This is a genomic window from Micromonospora sp. C97 (assembly GCF_018070385.1).
Taxonomy (GTDB): domain Bacteria; phylum Actinomycetota; class Actinomycetes; order Mycobacteriales; family Micromonosporaceae; genus Micromonospora; species Micromonospora parva.
Genome location: NZ_JAGPXU010000001.1, coordinates 688,343 through 710,909, shown reverse-complemented (window position 1 = coordinate 710,909; position 22,567 = coordinate 688,343). Strand labels below are relative to the sequence as shown.

Genomic DNA, 22,567 nt, shown 5'->3' with positions numbered 1-22,567 from the left:
AATTTGGCTTCAGCGGGGCCAGTGGCGGGCCAGCTGCGGCGGGCATACGCCGCAGGGCAGGGTGGTGGCGAAGCCGGCCGCTTGGCTGGCCCGCAGCTGCCGGAGCCGGATCTTGGCAACGTCGGCGCGGGACTCGACATCGGCGATGGCCCGGCCCAGGTCGTCCGCGCAGACAACGGTGGTGGTCACGAACAGCGACATCAGGCCCACCCCGGACCCGATCGCTTCTTCCCGCGCAGTCTGTACGGCCCGTTCCCGGTCGGCATGGTCGCGGGCGGACTCGTCGCGTTTCTGCGCCCGGTTGTACGCCGCCCGGAACGCCGCCGCGTTGACCTCGCTCTCCACGATCCGCGCGGCCTCCCCGGCGGGGAAGGGCCGGTAGAGCAGCGAAACCCTCTTGGGGTATGGGCCGGGTGCCAGCAGCCGGGCGAGGACGTCGGCGTGCACGTGCTGGCGCGGTGCCTCATGCCATGCCCAAGACACCGAGGTGCCGGAGTCGTGCACGTACCGGTCGAGGTGCTCCTCGGCCATCACGGGCCCGGCGGTGTCCCAGTCCAACCATCGGCTCAGATCCAGGCCCGGAGTCGCTGCCAGCCGGGCCACGTCACCGCGGCTGGCCGGGTCGAACGCCGTCCGCACGATGGCCGAGATGGTCTGCGCGCTGGCTCGGGCGAGGACGGTGAGCCCGCAAGAGGGCGCTGCCCAGCGCGTCCTGAAGACCAGGCAGGGAGCGGCTGATCTCCTCCAGAGCTTCGTCGTGGTTCTTAGGTTTGCTGGGGGAGGCACCCGGCTTGAAGGTCACCGAGACCCGGGTCTCCACGTCCGCAGCGGCTGCGGGGGAGACCTCCACCAGTCGTTGCAGCACCCGGCGGGCGGAGGCCGGCCCGTGCGGGACGATTCGCCGGCCGACGTGGTCGGCCAGCCGGGAACCGGGATCCGGCGCGGTGTCCACGGTGACCGCGACGTGGTCGACGATCGGCAGGTAGCCCAGATTCGCCAACCAGCCACCCCAGTTGGCCACCCACGCCGCGCTCGCGTCGGGGTCGGCCAGCCAGGTTGACGTGGCCGCGCAGCGCAGCGTCACCGTCATAGTGCCCAACCGGCGGTTGTAGACCACCCCGTACCCGCCGGCACCCTCGTCCTCGACGGTCAGCAGGGTGGTCGGCGCGAGCACACCGGGCAGTTGCCAAGCGTGCTCGCCGGCCACCATCACCCCGGAGCGGTACGAGGTATAGCCGCGGCTCGTGCCGATCACCCATCGCAGTCGCTGTGCGATTCCGGCTGACAGCGGCACCCCGTCCCAGCGGAGGACCAGCAGCGCGACGAGCAGCACACAGGGACCGGCGGCAACGGCCAGCGTCTGCAGCCCTATCGATCCGGAGACGATCAGCACGGTGATCGCCGCGAGGAGGGCGAAGGTCTGCATCGGTCCGAGGCCGAACAGCCCCATGCCCCGCGCCCGCCGCCAACCTCCGTAGGTGCGGATTTGCGCCTGGTCGCTGCTCACGACGGCGTACTCGCGTCCCGCATCGCGGAGTTGGCCGTGTTCGCAGCCGCCTGCGCTCCCGTGGACCCGGCCTCTGCAGCGACGACGGTGCCGATGACAACCGGTGCCGCCGGTCCGGTCGCGGCTCCCGCGGCTCCGGCTGCTGCCGTCCCACCTCCGGCTGCCGCGCCGCCCGAGGCCACAGCGCTACCGCCGACGGTAGCGGTGGCACCGCTACCGGCGGGCACGGTCGTCGTGGGTGTTACCGGACCCGGTCTGCCGCCCACCGTGGCGCTACCGTCGATCACCGTCGGCGCGTTACCGGTCGTACCCCCACCGGACCCGCTCTTGGGCGAGGGCCCGGACGGACTCGGCATGGCCCCGGTGGGTCCGTTACCGCCGCCGCTACCAGGTCCGCGTGAATCCATGTAGCGCGCGTGGTCGCCAGCGCTGTGACCGCCGACAGCTCCACGTGTCGAGGACGCGGCGTGCAGGCCTGCAGCCGCGCCTGCGCCGACGATGCTGAGGCCTGCGCCCCCGGACGCGACGCCGCCGGTGAAGACGGTGAAGAATTTCAGCAGCGCGGGCAGGGCGATCACCGACAACGCCAACATTCCGAGGCCCATCAGCCAGTCCCGTCCGTTACCGCGCATCATGACGAACGAGGTGCCGTACACCGACACCGCAGCCGGCTTGTACAGCGCGAGCGCCAGCGCCCAGCCGAGGGTTTTGTGCAGCCACGGACTGGTGCCTCGGGTGGTGGAGCCTGCCGCCGCCAGCTGCAGTAGTCCGGCCAGGATGACCGCGGCGCCTTCGCGGAAGACCATCAGAATCGTTTGCACCACGGCGGCGAGGATGACGATGACACCGACCAGGATCATCACGAACGGAGCCACCGACGCGCCGGGAAGCAGCAGCGCGCCGAGCGCGGCACTCATCGCCTCGTTGGGTGGCTGATTGGACTCCTTGAAGATCGCCTCGTTCAGCAGCCACATCGAGTAGCTGTCCCCGGCCTTGAGGACAAGGTGGGTGCCGGCGACGCCGACGCTGCCCCACAGGGCGGTGTTCCAGACTCCCCGGACCGCCTGCAGAAGCGGCGCCCCCTTACGGCTGATGACGATGGTGATGCCCTGCCACACCAATCCACCGACCAGGACCAGGATCGTGATCGGCAGCATGAACCCACGCAGCTGCTGCGCAGGCCCGGCCGCGCCGTTGCACTGGGCCACCCAGTCGGTGGCCCACTGCCCCGGGTCGGATCCGGTGGTCGGGCACAGGCTGTTCGACGGGATGAGTGTCCAACTGGTCAGCAGGCCGGCGACCCACTGGATGGCGTCCTTTACCGCGCTGGCCAGCCCGTCGAGGATCGTGTTGACCATCGAGTCGCGGGCCGCGATGCCGGTGTTGATTCCTCCGGCGATGGCGCCGCTGCAGGTCGTCGGCATGAAGGGGTTGCAGAAGGGCATGGGGTCACCTGCCTGCGCTGAAGGGTAGGAACATGGCGGTGTAGGGATCCAGGACGACCGTCACGGCCTGGTCGAACGTGCCGCCGGCGGGCGCCAGCAACGCCCAGTCCGACCCTGCCCACCGCATGCGCACCTCGGTGCTGACCATGAGCGAGCTACCCGAGCCGTCCGGTGCCTCGGTCAACAGGCGCAGAACGGCCTCGTCGTCGGTGTAACTGACGATCCGGTAGCCGAGCAGGGTAGCGTTCAGACGCCCGGCGGGCTGCCCATCCGCCACGCCCGTCTGGCGGCGTAACTCGTCGTACGCCTGCGCAACCTGGACCCGCATGGAGGCCGCGTCGGCTCCGACGACCTGGGTACGCAGCGTGGGCTCGAAAACGGTCGGGCCGACCTGTGGGTTGGTGCGCACCACGATGTGTGCGGCGGCCAGCACAGCGCCGCCACGGTCATGTGTGAACCCGCGAGCCTGCCCCTTGCTGGTGATGTGAGGACCGGACTGTTTCGACACGGGCACGGAGACCCCCGCGACGTCAATCCAGTCCAAGTCATCAGGCAGGGCCGCCTGTCCATCGGAGGTGGTCTCGGGACGGACCAGTACTGGACCCATGGGTGAGGTTGCTGAACGATCCGGGCCTGCGCTGATGCTCACCGTTGCCGCTACGGCGCAGACCGCCGCCACAGCGGCGACCAAAATTGCGGTGACCCGGCGGCGCGTGGTGCGGCGGGCGCGAGTGATGACGTCGTAGGTCATGGCTCAGCCCGGCAGAACTGCGCCGACGACCACGGCCGCAACCGCGCCGCACGTGAGCCCAGCCAGCACCCATGGGATGCCAGCCGCGCCGTCGGCCGCGAACGCCGACCGATTCCGGCGCCCGACGGCCATCATGATCCCGCAGACAAGCAGGCCACCGACGCCAGCGACGATGAGGATCCACTTCATCCAACCGATGAACAAATTCCCCGTGGCTTCAAGGCCAGGTGGGGCGGCGGGCGGGGGAGTAGGGGCTGCGAGGGCGTCGAGCGCAGCCCCAGCGAGGTAGTAAGCGAACATAAGAGTCTCCCGAAGGTCATGACGCCCTCGGTTGGGCATCTGCCCTGGACCTTCGCCGGGTAGGGCTGACGGCGGAGTTGATGCTGGTATTGCTGCCATCGTTACCGCCGCTACCAGCCGCGACTGGCAGCGGTAACGGCGCTGGCGCGTCGGCACCGTCGTGGCCATGAACGCGCGAACTCGAACAGCGGCGGTACTCACCCTGGCGTTGTCCGTTAGCGGTTGCACCGTCGGCAGGCAGCCGCCGCGGACCGTGCCGAGCACAACCAGGGCCCTGCCCGCCCCGGCTGACGTCGCCGCCCCGGTGCCGCCGCCATCGCGGGCCGGGTTCTCGTACGGCGACCCCGGCGAGGTGTGCACTCGGTTCACCGTGGCTCTTTACAGCGTTGATACCCGGCGGGACGCCGGACCGGGCGACGCCTACGACCGCGCCATCCGCTACGCCAGCGGCACACTGGCCGCGCAGAGCCCCGCCGCAAGGCAGGACGGCCGCTGGGCGACCTGGACCGAACACCGCGCGTACGTCGATACCGTCGTGGAGCCCTTCGTTGACGTGCTGCAGCCACTCGATACGGCCATCGCCGCCCGGCGCAGGGTCCGGGTGACCGCGACGCCCCTCGGTGAAGACGGCTGGCGCGGCTGGACTGAGCACAGCCTGGTCGACTGCACCCTGCGCCGCGGAGGCCCTGACGGATCCGGCTGGCGAGTTGCGGAGTACGAGATTCGCCAGACAGGCCTGCGATGAGCAGGCCGTGGCCGGTACTTTCTGGCGGGCTTGCTGTCGTGGTCCTCGCGCCGCTTGCGCTGATCGTGTTCGTTGCCCTCGCGATGCTTGGAGCGAGCCCGGCGATGGCCTGCACCATAAGCCCGTCCAGCGTCTCGCCCGAGGCTACGGCCGCACCCGCGGGCTGGCCCGATCAGGGCTCCTGGAACTCCGAGCAAGTCAGCAACGCGGCGACCATCGTCACTGTCGGCGCCGAGCTGCACTTGCCGCGCTATGGATGGGAAATCGCGGTCGCCACCGCAATCCAGGAGTCCACCCTGCGTAACCTTGGTGACCTCGGCGAGGACAACGACCATGACTCGCTTGGACTGTTCCAGCAGCGGCCCAGTCAAGGCTGGGGTACCCCCGAACAGATCCTCGACCCTCGCTATGCGGCCCGGAAGTTCTACGAGCGTCTGGTCAAGGTAGATGGCTGGCAGACCATGCCGCTCACCCGGGCCGCGCAGGCCGTGCAGCGGTCGGCGTTCCCCGACGCATACGCAAAGTGGCAGCCCGAGGCGCAGCAGCTGGTCGCCCTGATCAGCGAAGGCATGAACATCGTCTGCTCCAGCGACGGCGGGGACGGGTTACCGCCCCTGGACGACGCCGGCCTTCTTGACGGCTTCCTTCTGCCGGCTGACCCGCAACTGCGGGCAGTCGTCTCCTTTGCCCTTACCCAGCGGGGCAAACCGTACGTCTGGGGGGCTGAAGGGCCGGACAGCTACGACTGCTCCGGCCTGATGATGGCCGCGTGGGCTGAAGCCGGTGTGCGAATCTCCCGGGTAACCGCCGACCAGGTGCACAGCGGCGTCGCCGTCTCGTCCCTCGCTGCGATGCGACCGGGGGACCTGATCTTCATCCCTGGTTCGGACGGCACGATGACCCGGCCTGGCCACGTCGGTATGTACATCGGCGTTGATCGGAGCGGGCGGCAGTACCTCATTCAGGCACCCAAGACTGGCGACGTCGTAAAGGTCGTCGCGGTCAGCAACTGGAGCCACCAAGTTGCTGCTATCCGTAGGCCGAAGCCGTGACAAGTCCTGTACTCGGCCGGGATGACCTGCAGCGCGCATGGGGACAAGCTGGGCGTGTCCAGCAGCGCCTTGGTCAAGCCGATCCGCTTCTGCCGAGGAGCGTGCACCTGATCAACGGCTGCCCTGTGCTCGTGCTAGGTACATGGTGACTGATCATATGAACGTGAGCCATACCGCCCCGGAGGTGCCTTCGTCACGTTCAGGCAGGTGACGCTTACTGCAGAACTTCAATGAAATAGCCCCGCAAACTGCAGCCCGGCGCGTGTCGAGATAGGCCGGTTAGTCGAATGGCGGAGTTGCCGCACACGCGCCCCGGCGCGCCTACCATCCGCGCCGTGGGGGATAGCGGAGGCTCCATTAGCATTGAAACATCTCCCCAGCTGGGTCCCCGCCGGCCGACCGCTGGTACACCTATTGCATTTGCGCCTCGTCATATGATGGACGCGTGACCCTTGAAGAGGCAGTGATACGGCAGGGCATGGCCAGCGACGCCGCTTACGCCGGTCACCTTTCTACGGATATACACGCCATTGCTGGCGGTGGCGCGAGCAGCCTGCCCTTGTGCGTCAGCCCCTACCTGTCTCTCTACATCCATGAGTCACTGGCGAAACTCAAGGCCATTGATCCCGCAACGTCGGCGCTGCTCTCCAGCGGCGTCCAGCAGATCGTGGCGCGCTCCCGTCACAGCCTGAAGCTCTTCGAGGACACCAAGCGCGGGGTCGACGGGCAACTTGCCTACTTCCGCGACGTGCTCATGCCGGCGCACCGGGGCCGCTTCCTTGGTAACGTGCGCTTCAAGTTGCTCCGGCTCCTTGAAACCGACTTGGGCCTCTACCGCTATAACGGGCGCCTGATAAGCACCACCCATACCGCTAACTTCCACATGGGTCAGGACCCACAGGCACTCCTCACCATGTCCGGGGCCGACATCCAGGCGATCTACCAGGAGTACGGTCACTTCGTCGCCACACTGGGCGGCCGGCATGGCACACGTGGCCAGACGTTTGTGAGCCACCTAGACCCCCGCAAGTTCAACTCCCACAAGGAGGACATCCGCTCGGAGCGCTACTACCCAAAGGTCTTCGACGGCCCGTCCAACCCAGATCTCAACGCGCTGCTCACGGTGTTCCAGGCGATGCTGAACTTCGCACATATCGCCAACGCCGCCGGATCTGGCGCCACCGACTACTCCGCGTTCAAGATTCGCTTCCTGACGCTGTACCAGGTCCTCGGCAGCCTCCGCATCCTCCGCGACGATCAGCTCCGGACGCTCACCAGCCGATCCATTCAGTTCATCGACAAGCTGGTCGGCTCGCCGGAAGCCCAGCTGATCTTGGCACCCGCCGCCAAGCCGTTCCGCAACACCCTGATGCACTACAACCTGAACCCCAAGGTGGACAAATCACGGGTCACCATCGGAGCGCCGCTGTTCGGACTTGTCCCCATCTACTTTCCAGCGTTCGACGCCGGGACGTTCGCAGAAGCCATTGACGAGTGCATCGCCGAGGCAGCCACCACCATGGATGAATGGGCCAACCTGCGGTAGCCCGGTCTTGCGCTAGCGATCGGCGGTTCCTGCAGCCCTACCACCGCCAGCGTCAAGTTACTCGGACGGCCGCCTCGGCCCCCCGACCGGCATCCGCTGCTGCCGCCACCCGGGCATGGTGACCGATCAAGAGGGCCACCGAGGGTCGCTGCCCTCGGAGTCGAGCGGGCATCCTGAACTGCCGAGATGAGCGCCCGCATGAACGCCACGGGCGTCGCTATCCGTGTACTATTTGCCACACATCAGATTCCTACACGTCGGCCGTTTAATGCCAAGGAGGGGAATGTTTAGCGACAGCTACCTGGTCTCCGTTGCCAGCGAAATGAGCCGGTTCTTGACTACGGCGAACGGCTGGGGAGCGACGTTATTGACGCAGAGTTCGGTTCAGCTACTAAAAGAGCTACTTGTAGCCGGCGCGCAGACGCATGCACAGGTCTTATCAAAAGCGAGCTTCGAGGATCTCAAAGGACAGGTTCGCGAACGACTTCTGGAGGATCTTGGTTTCGGTACGATCCAAAGACGGGGAGCTCTAGCGAATAATCTCCCAAAGAGCGCCGACGAATTCGCGTCAACCTCACACCTCCACCTAGGCCTGAAAGCCGTCATTCCCTCGCTCGAGGAACGCTACTTAAATGAGTGGCGAACTGCACTAACTGCCCTGCCAAGCCAAGTCAACACTCCCTCCCCTCGCCGTGTAGCCGAACTGATAACATCATTCCTTCTGGGCCGTGGCCTCGGAGGCAATTATCTAGCCAGATGGATCGACTACCGGCGCAGCCATGACCCCAGGCAAGTCGATCTCTCTGACTTCATGGACGATCTTGTCAACCTAATAGCGACTAGATATAGGCCAATAGAGGCGATTGTAATTCTTAGGCAATCAGTATCGCCGAGTGTGCGCGCCGCCGACGGCTGGCTTTCGACTGTACAGACAAGGGCGTGGCTGGAAGATAATGGCCACCTCGATTCACCTAGGATTCCGCGGACTATTCACGGTGCCGTACTCTTCAGCGACTTCGCATGGGACCTTGAAAGTGCTACGGAGCAGGCGAGCGCAGCAATAGAGCGCATAAAGAGTCGCGCACACGTTCACTCTGGGCGATACCCGATATTCGATGACTGGCTATGGGTAAAGGGAATTCCGAAACCTCGGCGCCTTGTCGGGGCAAGGTCTACCCGCCATCTATTGCCCGCCTACAGTATCCCGGCGCCTGTATTCTCGCCGGGAAGCTCCGATGATCGCCTTGAGGTAGCTACGCAATTCCTGCTCGCCGCTTATCAATCCGAAGTGGGTGCGGCAGCCGGTATGCTGTGGGCCGCTATGGAGAGCCTCTTTGCAGCGCCTGGCGACGAGCAAAAACTGGTAACCGCCCAGCGGGCGGCGGATGTTTGTCTTACAGCTCTCGTCCGCTACGAACTTAAAAACACCATTGGAATGCTGCGTTCAAACGCCGGCGACCCGAACTTTCGCGCCAGCTATCCAATGGATAATGACGCGACAGTGAATGCTGCGGAAGCATACCTGATCGCTGGAGTTTTTTCTGCGGTCGCATCTGCGAGGATGCAGGTACACCTTGCGAATGTCGCCCGTCTGAACAGTCCTGACGTTATGAAAGGCACACGATTGTCCTTAGTTCGAACATTCCGCGCCCTTTATCGGCATCGTAATCTCGTATTGCATGGCGGGATTACGGATGCGCCGCTGCGGGACGGAGTCCTCAGGGCGGCCTTTCCGCTCGTAACAGCGGTAATCAATCGCTGCGCGCGTGCTAGTGCCGAGAGTGGGATAGCGGCGCAGGCTCTCGCCTATATTTCAGGAATCGAGCTTGACAGTTACGAGCAGGCGCCAACGTCGCTCCGAACCGTGGCCGGGATTCAGTCCTCGCGTAATGTGTCGTGAGACGGCTCTGACGACACACTGATCTGCCGCGATCCTCGCGCTGCACTGCGTTACGCCGAGTTGGCCCGGTTGCGTCCGGACTGCGTGAACCGCTCGCTACGAGCATGCCGGAGGTTGTGGTGTCGGATGTCCGACCGTGCCGATGACAGCACACCCGATCTTGACGATGATCCTGTGCTCGGTCGTGCCGACGGGCAGACGCCATCATGCTGGCTCACTACGGAACGACAGGTCGAGTAAAGGAGCAAGGAGTCGTGAGCAAGCTGTCGTTGCCAGACAAGACCTTCCTGGAGGCCGTACTGGGTATGAGTGGTGGATGTGTCCTTGACCTCACAAACACATCATTGGCGCAGCTATTCGACGACCTCGCCATCGACATCTACGAGGATAAGTACGCCGAGTACGGGGTGTCGAAGGCAAACAGGTTGAGGACGCTGTGGAAGATCGGCTCAGATTCCGAGGTCGCATCAACGCTCGGGACCCTCGCTGACTACGTTGAAGCAAAGCAGGCTGCTCCAGGCTTTTCAGGCTTCCGTGAGGAGATCACGGACGACCAGATCGCCCGGATCCGAAGGATCGCGGCGGAGATCGATGGTGCACCGTTTGCTGGTATCGAGCAGACAACGTCGACCGACGACGTAGCTGGCCCCACACCCGCCATCTTCACTACCGAAGCGACGGTTTCAAAGAACAAGATTCAGATCGAGATCCACGGTGACATCTACAACCACATCGGGAAGTACCTGGCGACCGGGGACTACTTCCATGCAGTCGAGGAGTCCTACAAGCTGGTGCGCGGGAAGCTCCGCGAAATCACGGGCAAGGAGAAGGCCTCGGACGTCTTCAACAACAGCGCCCAGAACATCGCACATTATGAAGCTCTATTCGGTAAGGCGACACCTGCCAACGATGCGGAGGCAGACTTCTTCCGAGGTATCGGGTACCTACACTTGGGTGTCCAGCATCTAAGAAACGAGAAGGCCCACACGCCGGCAACACCTCTCGAACCCAACCTTGCCGTGCACTACATCTCGCTGGCAAGCCTCGCCTACGACCTGATCACGCGATACGTCGGCGAAGACACGCTCAAGGAGCTTGAAGACCTGGTGCTCGCCAAGCGCCAGAGCTACCGAACCGCAGGCGCCTTTTACCGTGACTTCGAGGACGGCAAGTGGCTGCGAAACCTGATGCTCCCTGCCAAATTTCAGTCCTCGGCGGTACGGAAGGTGCTCAAGACCAAGTGGCTGGAGGAGGCTGACTTCACCCGGAGCTACGACCACAGCAACATCGTGCTGATGCGGCTTGAGCTCGTGGTTGACGAGCTAACCGAAGCTGACCTCGACCGCCTGCTGGATCTACCGACAAAGGACTCGTATGGCAACGACCAGTCGGCAGGCATGCAGCAGTTCTTGGAGTTTGTTCAGAAGAGGTGTCCGGGCATGATTTCACAGAAGGCGAAGGACTGGCTCACAGAGGAGCAGTCCTGACGAGTGCCATCCGAGCTTGAGTGATAAACCTCCGGGTCTAAATTTCGGCCCCTGCTCCGCTCGTGCTCAATGCCTTACGAGTGAAGTTCCCACGTTCAAAGCCATCCATGGGGTTGGTGCAGCGACGCCTGAACCCGCACCAGCGTGGTACCCGCGATCCGCCCGACGGTTGACTGCCCGACGGCAGTGAGCCTGGCGGGGCGCCAACTGCCGACGATCTTCTGAATTCCACGTCGCTCACGCGATGAGGATGAACGTCGGCACAGCGATGAGGATGCCAGCCAGAGCACCTGCGACAACCTGGCCAATCGTGTGATCACCCAGCCGCACGCGGGACCAACCCACCAGGACGACGATCGCCAGCGATGGGATCAGCGCCGGCCCGAAGACGATGGTCAGTACGGACATCGAACCGCCGACGACCGCAGCATGTGCACTGAGCTTCCATAGCTGGTTGATCGCGGTGACGATGAGCAGTACGGCGAACATCACCACGACCATAGCGACGAGCGGCCGGGGCGCGCCGGCGAGGACGAGCGCAGCGAGACCGACGAGGACGGACAGCAGTCCGTAGACCAGGGGCATGCGACGCTGCTCGCGTACGCCGATGTGGTGGTCGGTGAGCCTTCCCCGTCGTACTCCAACCCAGATGACGGCGTACGGAACGGCGGAGCAGAACAGTATGGCGAGCAGTGCCCAGCCGAGGCCGGTCACCACGGCGGGGGCGGTGCTGTGCAGAGCGATGATCAGCGGCATCAGGGCTGCGAAGACGGCCGGCGCACATGCTTCGGTGACGACCCGTGCCACTCGCGAGGTGCTGTTGGCAGGCAGGTCAACGAGTGCGGGCACTATGGGGTTCTACCTCTCGGACGACTGCGTATCAAGAGACAACGCTTCGGATGTGGCGCGCGTGATGATCTTTGCGGCCATCGGGGATTCAATAGCGCGGGCTACCTGGGCGAGCCACGTCACCTGGTCGGCGGCGCCGACGTCACCAGCGGCCAAATCTCGGGACGGCCCCAGCGGTAGGGCGATTGCTTCGGTGGCCTCACCCGACGGGGGCGCGCCATCGAGTCGGGACGCCAGTGCCGCACCGATGACGACGGCTTCGACCATGGCCGTTTGCTGGTCACCGAGGAGGCCACCTTTCTGGGCGGCATCTTGCGCGTGGGCGGCGACCGATGCCGACATCCACGGCCGCAGGGCGGCGTAGCCGTCGAGAATCTCCACGGTGATCCTGACCCGTCGCAGGGACGCGTCCCGGGCGACCGAGAGAGCGCCGCGGACGCCTGACGGCGGCGGAAGCAGCGCGATTTCAGGTAGTACGGCATGGATCCGTGCCCATAGCGGGTACAGCCGGTAGTAGTCACGAGCGGCTGCGGCCCCTGCCCATAGGCGGTCCAGGCCGACGCGAGGACCCCAGGACGGAATTGTGGAGCCGATCAGGACCAGCAGGATCGACGTGCTGAACGCCAGCACCACTACCGCATCCGTAATCTGAGCCCAATCGGCGGACCTGTTCGCCAAGGCAATGGCCACGAGCTTGGCGGCCACGTATGCGAGCCCCCACAGCGAGCCGGCCGTGATCATTCGAAGGCCGAAGCGCAACAGCGGCCGATGTGCGATGGCGGCGTAGCGGTTCGCGAGGACCACTACCTGCGTCAGTGACCAGCCCAGGTAAGCCAGGTACACGAACAGGTAGGTCAGGTACGCGAACTGGAATGGCGGGTGGGAAGGCCCGCCGTCGTACTCGGTGGCGCGAACGCGCGGATCGGAACGACTGCCGTCCAGAAGTGTTGCGACAAACATCACGATCATGACAGCGATGGTGAGCGCCAGAGCGATAGTCCGCCGCCGTACCCGCCGTCGGTTACTGACGTCGCGACTGGTCATGTAGAGAAGAAATGCTTGCGCCGCTGTGGCGCACACCAGCGAGAGGCAGTTGGACAGCAGGCGAGTGACGTCCGGGATCCCGGACAACTCGTCGATCTTTGACATGAGTGGCTGAATGGTCATCGATATGGTGATCGCGATTAGGGCAAGGCACAGTGCCCGTAGAGGGCGGTTGTCTCGGTCCCGCGCCAGGTCGCGCAACTTATAGAGGCTCATACCCCAGCAGACAAGCGTCACGGCGATCATGACGCCGTGAGCGAGGTTCACCATCGGGCGGCCCGGCCTTCCAACGTCGCCACCAGCCTGGCGGAGACTCGAGGATCAGCTGGCGCGGAGGTCGGAATCGTGGACCATGATTCGGCGCGTTGCACGGCGACCGTCCCGAAGACCTCCGCCCGGCGCTCGATCGGCTCGTCATACGCGAGACGCGCCAGCGCAATCTCGGGTACCGATGGATCCACCGACGGCATGAGCATGGCCGCAAGGCATTCGAGATCATTTGGGATGGCGATATCGTCGAACATCATGTGCCCGTATTCGTGGCCAATGATGAGGCTCTGCCGAACTTTGTTGGCATTGGCGTCATAAAAGACGTAGTCGGCCAGTTCGCCGGCTACCCAGAGGCCGTGGGGGGCAAGGGCTGGCAAATGCCGGGGGATGAGGTGAACCTGCCGTCCGCGGCGATGCTCGACCCGGTCGTGCAGCTGAGCGAAGGTGAAGGTCGAGGGCAGCTTGAGTGCGGCGAGCAGCTGCGTCGCCTGCTGTCGCAGGTGGCTCACGCTGCTATCGGCATGAGGTTGCATCGAATTCCCTGTTCATCGGGCTTCAGCATGATTTGGTCCCCTGGCGAGCACTCAGCGGCCTCACCGCGCTGCCCTGCCCGCGTGGTACTCGAGAACCGAGGAGAGCTGCTCCAGCATCTGTGTCTGGGGTCCTGAGGATGGCTTCGGTGCTACCCAGCCATTCGTCAGTTGCAGCACCCGGGTGGCGAACACCTCGGCCTGGTGTTCCTCGCGATGGGTGTAGACGACGCGCTTGAGATCCCGCCGCAGGCTGGCCATGCCAACTGCATGGAGCGCCTTCTTAATATCGCGGTCGACGGCGGGGCTACCAACGTGCTCGAAAACCATATGGCCGATGCCGTGCAGAACGAGATGGTCCCGATGGAGGCGAGGTAGAGCCGAAACGATCAGGATGTGATCCGTCGTCGCGCCGCGGCACCACATGGCGCGGGCGTCTGCCTGGCGCGTCTGGACAGCCTTCACCACCAGCGGTCGGCCCCGGGCCCGCTCCAGTTCCGTGCAGAACTCGCCTACCGTGAAGGACGTTGGCAGGGTCAGGCTGTGCAGGACCTCGTCGCATCGGCGAATCTGCTGCTCTTTCCACGCTGTGGTCCGGTCGTCGTACCACCACCAGCTCTGTAGCCGCACGCAGCCGGCGGTGACCGGCGGCCGGTGGCTTGATTGTTGGAGAACGTCGGTCATGGTTGCCGATCGGTGTTCTTCAGCCGGCTACGGGCGGCAGCCTCAAGTCGCTGCACCTGCTCGATCATGGCGACGACTGCCGCGTGGCCTTCTGGTGATAGTCGGGCGTCTATCAGGCGCATGGCTACCTGCTTGATATGCGGATCCGACAGGGCCTGGGTGAGTCTGTGCTCATGCTGATCTTCTGACGTCTCAGCGAAGAAGGTGGGCGGCTGCCCAAAGAAGGCTGCAATGGCCTCGACAACCGAACGCCGTGGGTCGGGCGATCGACCCTGTCGGAGGTTGCTCAGGTGAGTGTGGGAGATCTTGCAACCTCGCCGCGTCAACTCGTTCGCGACGTAACGGACGCTGTAGGGCTTGCCCGCAGGGTCGGTGACATGGAGAAATAGCCAGTCGAGCCGTTCGGCGAACGTCTCGCCGGCTGAATCGTCCGCCTCAACCATCGGGACTCCTTGCGACTTGGAACACAAGGTTTACACGACGGTCCTTGATGGAATCAAGCATTGACATAGCTACGCGGTGTGTGCGTAACATTACGAACCTCTGGCAGCGGGTGTGGCCACGGGGGCTGAAGTGTCATTGCCCGCTGCCAGAGCGCTCCTCCGCGATGGCTGCAGCACCATTATTACCTGCCGCGTCTGCCCAGGCCCTGGCCCAGTCATCCCAATGCCGGGGGCTGCGGAAGAGCCCGCCTTGCTGCCGGCAGTACGGCCACGGGCTGGACACCTAGTTAAAGGGGGGAAGCGTCGTTGCGTCAGATTCAACTGATCACGAGCCGCGCCGCCATCGCAGCTGCCCTAGCCCTGAACCTGGTGGCATGCACCTCGGACGATGGCGGTGCCACGCCGGATGCAGGACCGGTCAGTTCGCAACCGGCTCCCAGCATCGACGCGGAGGACGCCAATGCGGCTGCGTCCACACTGGCCGCTTACCGAAACTACGTAGGGGCTTATGTCACCGCGTCGAACAAGGGCGACTACAACGCCAAACTTGACCGGTTCGTGGCTGAGCCTGCGTTGCTGACCGTGCGCCAGGACCTGCTGATCAAGTTTCAGCAGGGACTCGTCACGAAGGGGGAACCCACCTCAACCCCCAAGGTGAGCACGGTCGACACGAGCCGACGTCCCTTCACGGCAGAGGTGGAGGACTGCTTCGACACCAGTGCGTGGGATGTGATCTCCAAGAAGACCGGCAAGTCGGTGCGGACCACGGGCCAGGCAACGAGGTACGTGGTGATCGCGAAGGCGGAACTGTTCGACGATGGCCAGTGGCGTATCCGCGAGGTCAGCGCTCAGCGGGAGAGGCCATGTTGATCCGCAGGGTGTTCACCGCCCTGATCCTCGCGGTCGGCGGCGGCAGTCTCGTAGCACCGAACGCGGCGTACGCCGACTACGAGCACTGCGACGCACTCGGCAACTGCTACTGGGTCGTGGAGAAGCCCGGCACCGGAGGCGGCGGTAACGGCGGCGGAGGCGACAACAATGGTGGCGGCGCCGGTCAGGGCTGCAGCTACGAGGGCCAGGCCGTGCCGTGCGTGGTCGATGGACTCGGCGTTTGGGACGGCGCCTGCTACGTCAGTCGGGTCCCCCCGCCGCCAGGCGGCCGGACCGATGGCTACTGGAGCATCCGCACGTGCGGCATCTATGGAGGTATCGCCTCGCAGACGCCGGCGACCTGGTCGGCGGATCCGCCCGCAGGAATTCTGCCGTCCTACCAGGAACTTGCTCAACGAGCGATCGCCCAGATGAACCTGGACGGCCCGAACATCGGAATCGCTCCTCAGACAGACGGCGCCGGCCTGGTCGGACTGCCCATCTGGCTCTGGAACAGGGTGAGTCCCAGCACCTGGGGCTCGATCACGCGGACAGCGGCAGTGCCAGGACGGTCAGTGACCGCCACGGCCAGGGCGCAGAAGATCGTCTGGAGCATGGGCGACGGCAATTCGGTCACCTGCACCACGCCGGGCACCCCTTATCAGGCCGCATACGGCAACAAGAAGTCGCCGGACTGCGGCTATGACGGCTACTCCCGGCCGAGCAGCACTAAGGCCGGAGGTCGATACGCCGTCACCGCGACCACGTCGTGGCTGGTCACGTGGAGCGGTGGAGGCGGTACCACCGGATCCCAGACCGTCGACCTGTCCTCCACGACCACGATCGACATCGACGAACTGCAGGTGATCACGTCATGATGAGCGCACCGACCAAGTCCTCCCGCACTGCCTCGCCGGTTGCTGCACCGTACGCCGTTCCGCGGGTTGCACCGCAACGCCGCTGGCGGCCAGCACTCGTCTGGATGGCGGTAGCGCTCGTCGCGGCCGGTGGACTGATTGCTGCTGCCGTACTACGCAAGGTCGGCACCACTGCGGAGTACCTGGCGGTGAACAGCGCGGTCGAGGCCGGCTCCGCCATCGATCGGTCGGATCTCCGCGCGGTACGCATCACCGTCGACCCAGCGCTCAAGCCGATCAGGGCCAGCGCTGCCAACGAGGTTATCGGCAAGTTCGCAGCGGTCGGGCTGGTATCCGGCACCCTGCTGACCAGGGCACAGGTTACCGAAACGGCCGTACCGAAGCAGGGTGAGCAGCTGGTGGGGGTCAGCCTGCCGCAGGAGCGCATGCCCGCCGAGAGGGTGAAGGCTGGTGCTCGGGTGCTGCTCGTCGTCACCGCGGACGACGGTCCGGTCTCGAGTCAACAGCAGTCGACGGCAACGCCGATCAGCATCAGGGCGACAGTGGTGGACGTACGGGCCGGCGCCAAGGAGGGAACAACGCTCCTCAACGTCGCTGTCCCCGATCGGGATGGACCGCTCATTGCGTCCCGTGCGGCCGCCGGTCGTATCGTCGTCGCGCTGACCGCGGGGCGCTGACGTGGCCATCATCGCGATGGTTTCGGCCAAGGGCTCGCCCGGCGTCACCACCACCGCGTTGGCGTGCACCCTGTCCTGGCAGGGACGCACCGTCCTTGCCGAGTGCGACCCGGCTGGCGGCAGCATCCTGAGCGGCTACCTGTCCAGATTTGAGATCCCACCGATCGGCCTCCTGCCGCTGGCCGCGGCGGCCCTCCGCGACCAACTCGCCGACACCTTTCCTCACCAGCTCGTCGACCTCGACGGCAAAGATCCTGGGCAGCGTCTCGTCCTGCCGGGTATTACCGACACCGTCCAGTCGGGCACCATCCGACCGACCTGGGAGTCGTTGACCGCATTCTTCGGCCAGTTGGAGCATCGCGAGCCCGGCTACGACGTCATCGCCGACTGCGGCCGACTCGCCACCAGCGCACCGCCGTGGCCGCTGCTGCTCCGCGCCGATCTCCTACTCCTCGTAGTACGCGTGGCGAGCCTGCGGACCATCGCACCGGCAGCAGGAGCGGCGGAGATGCTCCGGCGAGAACTGACCCAGTACGGCCAAGGGCCCGGCGCACTCGCTCTCGCCTTGGTCGGCGACGGCCCCTACGGCCGACGGGACATCGAGCAGCGACTGCAGCTACCCACCGCGATCGAGCTTCCCGACGACCGGCGTACCGCCGAGGTGTTGAGCGACGGCGGTGGCCGACTGCGCGGCAGCGAGCGATTACTCCGAGCCGCAGCCAGTGCGGAGCCGGCGGTACGCGACGCGATCGCACGGTGGCGCGCACACCTGGCACCCGCGTCATCGAGGAGGAGTAGCCGTGCCTGATGAGCATCCGTCCAGAGGTCCGGCATGGCCGGCATCGGTCGACCGCGTTGCCACGAACGGTCACCGCTGGCCGACGAATGGCAGTGCTGCAGCCTTCGGGTCAAAGCCTGACTCGCCCGCCGCCGTACATCACTCTGCGCCGGTCAGCATCGATTACGCAGCGGTGCGACTGCTGCGCGCCCGGGTCAGCGCGGAGCTGACGGCGGTACTCAGGGAGACACCCAACGTCTCCAACGCCCACCGCCACGCCGAAGCCGAGCGCATCGCCGCTCGGCTGGTACGCGAGCACGTCGACGCGCTGCACCAGGCCGGGCAGCCAATCTCGCAGGCCGAAGAAGACGCCCTGCTCGACGCGGTCGCGGCCGACATGTTCGGCCTCGGCCGTCTGCAGCAGCTGCTCGATCGTCCGGACATCGTCAACATCCACATTCTTGGCTGCGACAACGTGCGGATCGAGCACACCGACGGTCGGATCACGGTAGGCGAGCCGGTCGCCGAGACCGACAAGGAACTCATCGACATGTTCCAGGTCCTGGCGATGCGCGCCGGCGCGACCGAGCGCTCGCTGTCGTCGACCAAGCCGTGGCTGGATATGCAGCTGCCGGATGGTAGCCGTCTCACCGTGCTCATGCAGGTGGCGGTGCGCCCCTACGCGGCCATCCGCCGGCACACCCTCTTGGATGTCAGCCTGGAGGACCTCCGCGACCGGTATGGCGCCATGGATGACCTGATCTGCCAGTTTCTCAAGGCGTCCATGGCAGCCGGTCTCAATATCATGGTCGCGGGATTGGCCGATGCCGGCAAAACCACCCTGCTACGTGGTCTGGCCCGGGAGATCCCCGACCGGGAGCAGTTCGTCACTCTTGAGGAGTCCCGCGAGCTCGGTCTGCACACCACCGGACGGCACCGATGGGCGATGAGCCTCGAGTCCCGGGAAGGCCACGGATCCCGCGGCGCCGACGGTCGGCCCGCCGGCGAGGTCACGATCATGGACATGATCCCGCTGACCCTTCGGATGTCCGTGCAGCGGATCATCGTCGGTGAGGTTCGATCCCGGGAAATCGTGCCGATGCTGCAGGCCATGGCTACCAGCAAGGGCTCGCTCTGCACCATCCACGCCCGGCACCCCCGGGCGGTGATGGACCGCGTCATCGAGCTGGCGCTGCAGCACGGGCCCGAGATGACCGCCGAACTGGCACGGCGGATGGCCGGCGGCGCCATCGACCTCATCGTGTACGTCAACGTCGAGGACGAGACCAAGCTCGGTGGGCGCAAACACCGCTACGTCTCGGAAGTTCTTGAAGTGGGCGGAATGAGCGGAGACCAACTCGTCACGACCCAGGTCTTCGGGCCTGGCCCGGATGGCCGCGCCGTGCCCCGGCACCTGCCGGAGCGACTACTCGAACCTCTGCTGCGTATCGGCTACGACACACGCCACCTGACCGCCTACATCCAGCAGGGAGAGCACAACCATGGTGCCTGGACGGCCGGTCTGGACACCTTGAAGAGGCAGCGATGAGCCTGCTCGACCTCGCTGCGGTGCTGGCGGGCATGCTAGCTGTCTCCGGTGCAGTCGTCGGCGTTGTCGGAGTTGCGGGGACCACCCGTCCGCCCCGGCCTCCGTCGGTACTGCACCAGCAGGCCCGCCGTTGGTGGACCGGACCGGGACGTACGCGTCGGGAGCAACGCGCCCGCCAGACCAAGTTGTTGATCGCGATTGGCGTCGGGGCCCTGACCTGGTTGTTGACCAGCTGGCCCGCCGCCGGGGTGATCATCGGCATTGCCCTACCCGGCATACCGTGGTTGTTCGCCGCTGGTCGCGCGGAGAAGCAGGCGATTGCCCGGCTGGAGGCCGTGGAGGCCTGGACTCGCCGACTGGCCGACATCGTCGCCCGGGGAATCGGCCTGCAGCAGGCTGTAGTCGCCACCGCCGCGACGGCACCGCAGCTCATCGAGCAGGAGGTCCGCGACCTGGCGGCGCGTCTGCAGGGCAGCGCCGACCCGATCGCCGCCCTGCAGCAGATGGCCGACGACCTCAACGACTACACCGCTGACCAGGTCATCGCCCCGCTCATGCTGCACGTCGCCGACCGCGGTGAAGGTCTGCACGAGGTGCTGACCGGGATCAGCCGGTCCATCGCCGCCGAGATCGAGATGCGCTCGACGGTGGACGCGAAACGCGAGGGTCCACGCTTCGCCGTTCGGTTCCTGACCGGCATGACCATCCTGCTGCTGGCCTACGGGGTGATCAACCCGCACTACCTGCAGCCGTACGGCAGCGTCCTTGGGCAGCTCGTGCTGCTCTTTCTGGCAGGCCTGTACGTCGTGCTCATGACTTCGGTCCGCAAGCTCAGCCTGCCACCGAAGCGGGAACGACTGCTACTTCCGGTCGAGGTGCAGAACCTGGCGGCGAGCGCATGAGCAACAGCTACCTCGCCGCCATGGTCCTCGCCGGTGCGATGGCCGGGCTCGGGGTGTTCCTGCTGCTCGTACAGCTGATTCCGGCTCCGCCGGCGTTAGGTCCCGCGCTTCACCGGCTCCACCCGCTGAGCACCGCGAGCAACACTCCGGCTGGCATCAGCTGGCTTCGGCGGCGCTTCACGGTGCCGTACGCCGACCTGCGGCTGTTGGACCGCAGCACCGACCAGTACTTCCTCACCTTGGGCCTGTCAGCACTGTTCTGCCTCATCCTGCCCGCCCTGATCACCGTCGCCGTTGGGGTGCTGTCGCTGCCAATCCCCGTGTTCATCCCCGTGGGCGCGACGATCGCCGCGGCGCTGGCCGGCACAGTACTGGCCCACCGTGAGGTCGTATCGAAGGCCACGGTCGCTCGAGCTGAGTTCACCAGGGCCATGTGCACCTACCTCGACCTTGCGGCGCACCAGGTTCTTGGCGGGCATGGCCCGGTGGAGTCGCTGGACCGCGCGGCTAGCGTCTGCCACGGCTGGGTCTTCGCCCGCATCCGAGAAGCCTTGCTCAGCGCCCAGCTGCAACTGCGACCGCCGTGGGACGAATTGAAGGTCCTCGCCCGCGACATCGAGGTCATCGAGCTGGGCGACCTAGCGGACATCATGCGCACCGCCGGCAGCGAAGGCGCCAACGTCCACCAGACACTCCGCGCTCGCGCTGACTCGATGCGAGACCGGATCCGCACCGAGGCCCTCGCCCAGGCCGAGCTACGTACCAACAAGCTCGACATCCCCGCTGCGGCGCTGATCCTCGTACTCCTTGTCCTCATCGGCTACCCGTTCATGGCCCGACTGTTCGTTCGCTGAACCGACACCCCTCCACGGAAGGAACCCCGCATGTTCACCATCCACGGCATCACCACCCGTCTGGTGACTCGCTGGCAGTACCTGACCGATCCAGCTCAGGCTGACCGCGGCGACAGCCCAGTCGGTACCGCCGTCATCACCGCGATCCTCGTCGCCGGCGCTGTGGTCGTCGCCGGTGCGATCGTGGCCGTGGCCAACGGCTGGGTCGCCCTCATCCCGACCCAGCCGTGACCCGTTGGCAGCCCACCGTCTGCCCGCGCCCGACCAGACGCGGGCAGACGGGTCCCTGGCTCAACGACCGTGGCAGCTCACCTGTCGAGTTCGCCATCATCGCGTTGCCGATGATCCTGCTGACCTTCGCCGTCGTTCAGGCCGGGCTGGTCTTCTTCGCCCAGTCCATCGCGCTGGGCGCGGCCACACAGGGGGTCAACGCGGCCCGGGGGTACCAATCTTCAGCCGCAGCCGGAGAGACACGAGCCATCGGTTTCCTGTCGACGGCTGGTGTGGGCTTGGAGGACCCGCAGGTCGACGTCACCCGCACCGGAACAGAGGTGCACGTTACCGTGACCGGCCACGCAATCACGGTGTTACCAGGGTTCAGCTGGACCATCAGCAAGTCCGCCCACGGACCCGTCGAGCGGCCCACCACGCCATGAACACCTGGTGGATCAGCGATCAGCGGGGCTCGGCAAGCATCGAGATGGCGGTGGTGGCGCCGGCCATCCTGGCGCTGCTCGCCGGTGTCCTCATCGGCGGCCGGGTCAACCTCGCCCGCCAGGCGCTTGAGGCGGCGGCCTACGACGCCGCCCGTACGGCATCCCTGGAACGCACCGCGAGTGAGGCGAACGCGGAGGCGCTGGCCGCCGCCAACTCCACCCTCGACGCCCAGGGGCTCAGCTGCACCGACCTGGATGTCACCGTTTCCACCGCAGGCTTCGGCGTTCCTGTGGGTCAACCCGCCACCGTTACCGCCACAGTTAGCTGCACCGCTACCTTCTCCGACGTCGCACTGCCCGGGATGCCCGGCACCGTGCCGCTCACAGCTTCCTTCACTAGCCCGCTGGACACGTACCGGAGCCGGCAGTGACCACGTGCAGGCGCCGATTGGGCGACGACCACGGTCGGATCACGATCTGGTTCGCCGTCCTCGCGCCGGCGTCTCTCGCCTTGATTGGCCTGGTCGTCGACGGTGGTGCCAAGGTGCGCGCGTACCAACGGGCGGACAACATTGCCGCCGAGGCGGCCCGGGCTGGCGGACAGGCCATCAAGGCGGGGCAGGCCATCGGCGGCGGTGCCAAGGAGATCGACGCCACGATGGCCGCCAACGCGGTTCAGGCGTACCTCGGCGACCTCGACGGAGTCACGGGCACCGTCACGGTGGACGGGGCCCAGCAGCTCACCGTGACCGTCACTGTCACCTACAACCCGATCCTGCTCGACCTGTTCGGTGGGGGAGCAGGCACGACGGTGACCGGCCGGGCTACCGCAACCCTTATCGCTCAATAG

26 protein-coding genes are annotated in these 22,567 nt (G+C 65.7%); 16 read left to right on the top strand and 10 right to left on the bottom strand.

The window, feature by feature from the left end; genetic code table 11:
- Nucleotides 1-9 precede the first annotated feature (9 nt).
- From KBX26_RS32095 to KBX26_RS32085, 5 genes are read right to left on the bottom strand one after another with little or no spacing between them, the layout of a single operon-like run.
- Complete coding sequence (locus tag KBX26_RS32095) at nucleotides 10-639, bottom strand: SCO6880 family protein (protein WP_247680084.1); 630 nt, start codon at nucleotides 637-639, stop codon at nucleotides 10-12.
- Entirely contained in the window at nucleotides 605-1,507 is a 903-nt protein-coding gene (locus KBX26_RS32090; protein WP_247680083.1) for an SCO6880 family protein, read from the bottom strand. Before KBX26_RS32090 ends, KBX26_RS32095 begins: the two co-directional genes overlap by 35 nt.
- A complete protein-coding gene (locus tag KBX26_RS02955; RefSeq protein WP_210864665.1) occupies nucleotides 1,504-2,952 on the bottom strand; it encodes a hypothetical protein in 1,449 nt (482 codons plus the stop codon). The genes KBX26_RS32090 and KBX26_RS02955 overlap by 4 nt, the downstream gene beginning before the upstream one ends.
- Before the next feature lie 4 nt (nucleotides 2,953-2,956).
- On the bottom strand, nucleotides 2,957-3,703 hold the full coding sequence (locus KBX26_RS02950; protein ID WP_210864664.1) for a hypothetical protein: 747 nt from the start codon (nucleotides 3,701-3,703) through the stop codon (nucleotides 2,957-2,959).
- A gap of 3 nt (nucleotides 3,704-3,706) precedes the next feature.
- On the bottom strand, nucleotides 3,707-3,892 hold the full coding sequence (locus KBX26_RS32085; protein ID WP_232233993.1) for a hypothetical protein: 186 nt from the start codon (nucleotides 3,890-3,892) through the stop codon (nucleotides 3,707-3,709).
- 277 nt (nucleotides 3,893-4,169) lie between these two features.
- Between KBX26_RS32085 and KBX26_RS02940 the strand changes: the two genes are divergently transcribed.
- The 5 genes from KBX26_RS02940 to KBX26_RS02920 all read left to right on the top strand — a co-directional run bounded on the left by KBX26_RS02940 (nucleotide 4,170) and on the right by KBX26_RS02920 (nucleotide 10,733).
- On the top strand, nucleotides 4,170-4,748 hold the full coding sequence (locus KBX26_RS02940) for a hypothetical protein (protein WP_210864662.1): 579 nt from the start codon (nucleotides 4,170-4,172) through the stop codon (nucleotides 4,746-4,748).
- A complete protein-coding gene (locus KBX26_RS02935) occupies nucleotides 4,745-5,800 on the top strand; it encodes a C40 family peptidase (protein ID WP_210864661.1) in 1,056 nt (351 codons plus the stop codon). Before KBX26_RS02940 ends, KBX26_RS02935 begins: the two co-directional genes overlap by 4 nt.
- Nucleotides 5,801-6,245: 445 nt before the next feature.
- Entirely contained in the window at nucleotides 6,246-7,346 is a 1,101-nt protein-coding gene (locus tag KBX26_RS02930) for a hypothetical protein (protein ID WP_210864660.1), read from the top strand.
- A 283-nt stretch (nucleotides 7,347-7,629) separates the two neighbouring features.
- Nucleotides 7,630-9,246: a hypothetical protein gene (locus tag KBX26_RS02925; RefSeq protein ID WP_210864659.1), complete on the top strand. Its 1,617-nt coding sequence runs from the start codon at nucleotides 7,630-7,632 to the stop codon at nucleotides 9,244-9,246.
- A gap of 254 nt (nucleotides 9,247-9,500) precedes the next feature.
- Nucleotides 9,501-10,733 (top strand): TIGR02391 family protein, encoded by a 1,233-nt coding sequence (locus tag KBX26_RS02920; protein ID WP_210864658.1) that lies wholly within the window; start codon nucleotides 9,501-9,503, stop codon nucleotides 10,731-10,733.
- A gap of 237 nt (nucleotides 10,734-10,970) precedes the next feature.
- On the opposite strand, the gene KBX26_RS02915 is transcribed toward KBX26_RS02920, so the two are convergent.
- The 5 genes from KBX26_RS02915 to KBX26_RS02895 form a co-directional block, all read right to left on the bottom strand.
- Entirely contained in the window at nucleotides 10,971-11,582 is a 612-nt protein-coding gene (locus KBX26_RS02915) for a hypothetical protein (RefSeq protein ID WP_374224195.1), read from the bottom strand.
- 9 nt (nucleotides 11,583-11,591) lie between these two features.
- On the bottom strand, nucleotides 11,592-12,896 hold the full coding sequence (locus KBX26_RS02910) for an MAB_1171c family putative transporter (RefSeq protein WP_210864656.1): 1,305 nt from the start codon (nucleotides 12,894-12,896) through the stop codon (nucleotides 11,592-11,594).
- On the bottom strand, nucleotides 12,890-13,405 hold the full coding sequence (locus KBX26_RS02905) for a hypothetical protein (protein ID WP_210864655.1): 516 nt from the start codon (nucleotides 13,403-13,405) through the stop codon (nucleotides 12,890-12,892). The genes KBX26_RS02910 and KBX26_RS02905 overlap by 7 nt, the downstream gene beginning before the upstream one ends.
- 84 nt (nucleotides 13,406-13,489) lie before the next feature.
- On the bottom strand, nucleotides 13,490-14,110 hold the full coding sequence (locus tag KBX26_RS02900) for a hypothetical protein (RefSeq protein ID WP_210864654.1): 621 nt from the start codon (nucleotides 14,108-14,110) through the stop codon (nucleotides 13,490-13,492).
- The gene (locus KBX26_RS02895) at nucleotides 14,107-14,553 is read right to left on the bottom strand and encodes a hypothetical protein (RefSeq protein ID WP_210864653.1); all 447 of its coding nucleotides are present in this window, start codon (nucleotides 14,551-14,553) and stop codon (nucleotides 14,107-14,109) included. The genes KBX26_RS02900 and KBX26_RS02895 overlap by 4 nt, the downstream gene beginning before the upstream one ends.
- Before the next feature lie 306 nt (nucleotides 14,554-14,859).
- Between KBX26_RS02895 and KBX26_RS02890 the strand changes: the two genes are divergently transcribed.
- Genes KBX26_RS02890 through KBX26_RS02840 form a run of 11 tightly spaced genes read left to right on the top strand, consistent with a single transcriptional unit; the run spans nucleotide 14,860 to nucleotide 22,567 of the window.
- Complete coding sequence (locus KBX26_RS02890; RefSeq protein WP_210864652.1) at nucleotides 14,860-15,423, top strand: hypothetical protein; 564 nt, start codon at nucleotides 14,860-14,862, stop codon at nucleotides 15,421-15,423.
- Nucleotides 15,417-16,301, top strand: coding sequence for a hypothetical protein (locus tag KBX26_RS02885; protein ID WP_210864651.1), 885 nt, complete (start codon nucleotides 15,417-15,419; stop codon nucleotides 16,299-16,301). The genes KBX26_RS02890 and KBX26_RS02885 overlap by 7 nt, the downstream gene beginning before the upstream one ends.
- Complete coding sequence (locus KBX26_RS02880; protein ID WP_210864650.1) at nucleotides 16,298-16,978, top strand: SAF domain-containing protein; 681 nt, start codon at nucleotides 16,298-16,300, stop codon at nucleotides 16,976-16,978. The genes KBX26_RS02885 and KBX26_RS02880 overlap by 4 nt, the downstream gene beginning before the upstream one ends.
- Nucleotide 16,979: 1 nt before the next feature.
- Nucleotides 16,980-17,786 carry a ParA family protein gene (locus tag KBX26_RS02875; RefSeq protein WP_210864649.1) on the top strand — a complete coding sequence of 269 codons (807 nt, stop codon included), beginning with the start codon at nucleotides 16,980-16,982 and terminating at the stop codon, nucleotides 17,784-17,786.
- The gene (locus KBX26_RS02870; RefSeq protein ID WP_210864648.1) at nucleotides 17,779-19,305 is read left to right on the top strand and encodes a CpaF family protein; all 1,527 of its coding nucleotides are present in this window, start codon (nucleotides 17,779-17,781) and stop codon (nucleotides 19,303-19,305) included. The genes KBX26_RS02875 and KBX26_RS02870 overlap by 8 nt, the downstream gene beginning before the upstream one ends.
- The gene (locus tag KBX26_RS02865) at nucleotides 19,302-20,207 is read left to right on the top strand and encodes a type II secretion system F family protein (protein ID WP_210864647.1); all 906 of its coding nucleotides are present in this window, start codon (nucleotides 19,302-19,304) and stop codon (nucleotides 20,205-20,207) included. Before KBX26_RS02870 ends, KBX26_RS02865 begins: the two co-directional genes overlap by 4 nt.
- Nucleotides 20,204-21,061 carry a type II secretion system F family protein gene (locus KBX26_RS02860; protein ID WP_210864646.1) on the top strand — a complete coding sequence of 286 codons (858 nt, stop codon included), beginning with the start codon at nucleotides 20,204-20,206 and terminating at the stop codon, nucleotides 21,059-21,061. Before KBX26_RS02865 ends, KBX26_RS02860 begins: the two co-directional genes overlap by 4 nt.
- A 30-nt stretch (nucleotides 21,062-21,091) precedes the next feature.
- A complete protein-coding gene (locus tag KBX26_RS02855) occupies nucleotides 21,092-21,292 on the top strand; it encodes a hypothetical protein (RefSeq protein ID WP_030334640.1) in 201 nt (66 codons plus the stop codon).
- The gene (locus KBX26_RS02850) at nucleotides 21,289-21,717 is read left to right on the top strand and encodes a pilus assembly protein (protein WP_307857740.1); all 429 of its coding nucleotides are present in this window, start codon (nucleotides 21,289-21,291) and stop codon (nucleotides 21,715-21,717) included. Before KBX26_RS02855 ends, KBX26_RS02850 begins: the two co-directional genes overlap by 4 nt.
- On the top strand, nucleotides 21,714-22,148 hold the full coding sequence (locus KBX26_RS02845) for a TadE family protein (protein ID WP_210864644.1): 435 nt from the start codon (nucleotides 21,714-21,716) through the stop codon (nucleotides 22,146-22,148). Before KBX26_RS02850 ends, KBX26_RS02845 begins: the two co-directional genes overlap by 4 nt.
- Nucleotides 22,145-22,567 carry a TadE/TadG family type IV pilus assembly protein gene (locus KBX26_RS02840; protein WP_210864643.1) on the top strand — a complete coding sequence of 141 codons (423 nt, stop codon included), beginning with the start codon at nucleotides 22,145-22,147 and terminating at the stop codon, nucleotides 22,565-22,567. The genes KBX26_RS02845 and KBX26_RS02840 overlap by 4 nt, the downstream gene beginning before the upstream one ends.